This window comes from Arthrospira sp. PCC 8006, from assembly GCF_046480465.1.
Classification (GTDB): Bacteria; Cyanobacteriota; Cyanobacteriia; order Cyanobacteriales; family Microcoleaceae; genus Limnospira; species Limnospira platensis.
This window is the reverse complement of the sequence record NZ_PKGG01000420.1, coordinates 1-1,890: the sequence shown is the minus strand read 5'-3', so window position 1 is coordinate 1,890 and position 1,890 is coordinate 1. Positions and strand designations below refer to the sequence as shown.

2 protein-coding genes are annotated in these 1,890 nt (G+C 44.0%); both read right to left on the bottom strand.

The features are described 5' to 3' along the window. Positions 1–140 precede the first annotated feature (140 nt). Positions 141–671, bottom strand: a complete 531-nt coding sequence (locus B9T16_RS28230; protein WP_410246344.1) for a hypothetical protein — start codon at positions 669–671, stop codon at positions 141–143. 574 nt (positions 672–1,245) lie between these two features. Further along, a complete protein-coding gene (locus B9T16_RS28225) occupies positions 1,246–1,551 on the bottom strand; it encodes a hypothetical protein (protein ID WP_410246343.1) in 306 nt (101 codons plus the stop codon). Positions 1,552–1,890 lie beyond the last annotated feature (339 nt).

The window sequence follows — 1,890 nt, the reverse complement described above, 5'->3', positions numbered from 1 at the left end:
CTGCGATAAGTAGGAGTGTTATGACGAAAGCGAGAGTAATGGAGAAATCCATGAGACTACGTGTTGTATATAGCTCCCAAAGTTGAAGTCACAAAGCAGGGGGTTGTAACCCTGTTCCTATTGACAATAGGGTGTCCACATCAGGAGCCGTGTGATGTGAAAGTATCAAGCACGGTTTGGAATTGGAGTTGGGGAAGGCTACTTCCCTTGCGACCATAACATCGATTGTGGGGCTTTTCGAGGAGCGATCGCAAACGACCTGGCTGCTTTTTCACTTGCAAGCGATCGTTGAGATCGAAATCCAAACGTAATATATCACTCCCAACACTATCGAGAATTTGATTGCCAATATCTTCGGAATTTTGGGAAGCAGGATTTAAGAAGATGTCCGGTAGACGCTGAACCCAACCCAGAGAACTCCATCCCTTGATTTCTTCATAGCTGTAGGGACAAGTGGTGTTGCCAGTTCCGATGGAGAGTACGGCAATATCTTTTAAAGTTAATCCGTTATTTTTTTCCAGCAACAAAGCGGGGTCTGCCTCATTTGCTTGAGCCAGTTGACCGCCGCTAATGTTAATCACATGGGCACCTTGTTCAAGGGCTTGATTGATTTGCCGTGCCAGGTCTAGCTGGGAAAGAGAATCTGGGCGGCGATCGGAAAATACTGGCAAAATTAGACCGCGACAACCCGGAGCGATACGGTTGAGGCGGTGATTTTTTGATGTCTTGGATCTTCTGTTAATATCTTTCGTAATTTCTCAAATTAATTAATCGATTCTATGTCCCCAAAAAAGGTGCGATCGCACCGGAACATTTTCCAGAAATTACCAGGCGATCGCACTTATGCAGAACCGTGGGCTTTTAGTAAAATAAATTCACCAGTTTGGCGAGGGAACCTGTGGCTGCTTGCGCTTCCTCTTTCAGCACAGTCACTGGATCGGTACCACCCAGCTTTCTCTGAGCTTTTCGATCACATGGCGAACCTTCAAAACCTTGCACATTAGGATTGGTGCATACATATTCCGCCAAAGCGGCTATGGTTCGGCTATTACCGCGACTTCCTATCTATCTGACTCATCGATTATACTTCTGGCTTTATCTACACCCCTAAAACGCAGATTTAATTCAATTTTGGAATTTTTTGAGTTATGGTATTTTCCCAAATGAAGCCCCATCAAAAAAGGGAGCGATCGCCCCCCTTTTGACTAAGTATGATCAGGGCGATCGCTTAGTAAAATAGTGCTGTTAACCCAAAAGATTCACGATATCAGGTGAGAGAATACCAATTGCTTTCGCCCAGGTATCATTAAACAATTTACCGACTCCTATCTCATGTTTTTTAGTCCAATCTTTGACAAACCAAAATTGGTAGTCAGCCGCAATTTGAAACAGATGGAGATCGCTGGCAGCTTGAATGTATAAGGAACCGTAGCGATTTATCGCTTCCAGAACAATTGGATGGTCAAATTTACCTTTAAGCACCGTTTCTTCGTCAGGTTCTTTGCGGGTATCAATGGCAATTTTGGGTTTTTCAAGAGCTACCTTGTTCATTTCCTCTTTCCATTTCTCAGCCGAGTGGTATCGGGGACAATTTTTTTGATTGTCAATTTCAATTGGTGAGGAAATCGCCTTTTGTGCTGCGGCTAGTTGACTCTTTTTATCTTGGGGGCGAAACTGACTGCCACTTGCCTGAGAAAATAAGCTACATAACTCAAGAAAAGCATGGTTGTATTCCGTAGGATTATCACGCTATAATGACCATGCACTTTTGGGACTCCAGCAGGGTTTATAGCGATATTTAACGAAGCTGTAATCGGGAAAATGTCCCATCCATCCATGTCCTACATAGCAGGGAGGTACATTGGGAGCAGCTTGCCAATTTTCATGAGA

Coding starts and splice junctions, on each gene's coding strand:
- B9T16_RS28225 (WP_410246343.1), bottom strand. CDS start 1,551: ATGAACAAGGTAGCTCTTGAAAAACCCAAAATTGCCATTGATACCCGC.